Source organism: Dialister sp. (assembly GCF_036343215.1).
GTDB lineage: Bacteria > Bacillota > Negativicutes > Veillonellales > Dialisteraceae > Dialister.
Window position 1 is genome coordinate 1 of the sequence record NZ_JAZASU010000238.1, and the last position, 1,013, is coordinate 1,013.

At 50.5% G+C, this 1,013-nt stretch carries 1 protein-coding gene; it reads left to right on the forward strand.

Annotated features, from left to right (window positions below; translation table 11 throughout):
• A partial coding sequence (locus VZT47_RS10685) for an oligosaccharide flippase family protein (protein ID WP_330224933.1) occupies positions 1-1,013 on the forward strand: 1,013 nt, incomplete at both ends.

Genomic DNA, 1,013 nt, shown 5'->3' on the forward strand with positions numbered 1-1,013 from the left:
AACTGCTCGCTTTTTGCTTTCTGGTACGCGCTTGGCGTCTGGACACAGAGGAAGAGGGACAAAAAGCAGAGGGAACTGGCCTTTTCACGGACGCAGCCGCCCTTTGACAGCGGCCCGGATCCGGGCGTGAACGGTCCGGCGTCCATCCGGCTCGGGCAGCAAACTCCATCGGATTTACAGAATGGCTCTCCGGAAGCACCTGATGAAGAATCCCCGGAAATCCCTAGGGAAGAATCTTCAGATGTTTCTCCGAAAGAATCTCAGAAAATTCCTTCGGAAGAGCATGTGGAAATCCCTCAAAAAGGATTTGCAGAAACTGCCGGTGGAGAACCGGATCATAAAGAAGACAAAGAAACCAAAGAAAACGGGGACGAGAAAGAAAACAAAGACAATCCTGACAGTAAAGAAGAAAAGAGTAATAAAACAGGAAAGAAGCAAAAAAGCAGCGAGCCCAGTGTGCGGCTGAATTTTGTCATGAGCATGGCCTACCAGGTACTGGTCGTCATACTGCCTATGATCACAGCCCCCTATGTGGCCCGTGTCCTGGGCGCCGACAAGAGCGGTATCTACAGCTTTACGGCTTCCTATCAGACCTATTTTTCCATGTTTGCGGCCCTGGGAACGGTTTCCTACGGATCCCGGGAGATCGCCCGCAACCGGAAGGACAGGCCGCTGAGATCAAAGCTTTTCTGGGAAATCGAACTGATGACGGTCCTGACTTCGACCGTTTCCATCATCGCTTTCATTGCCTTTATTGCATCCAGAGACCGCTATCAGATTTATTATATTCCGCAGATCATGGCGATTCTGGCGGTCATGTTCGATATTTCCTGGTTCTTTACCGGAATCGAGGAGTTCCGCTATATTGTCACCAAGAATGCGGTCTTTAAGCTTCTGGGCGCAGTCATGATCTTTGCCCTGGTACACAAACCGGAGGATCTGCTGATCTACATCATCATCCTTTCGGCCTCCACCATGCTGGGAAATATGTCCATGTGGATCCATATGCCCCG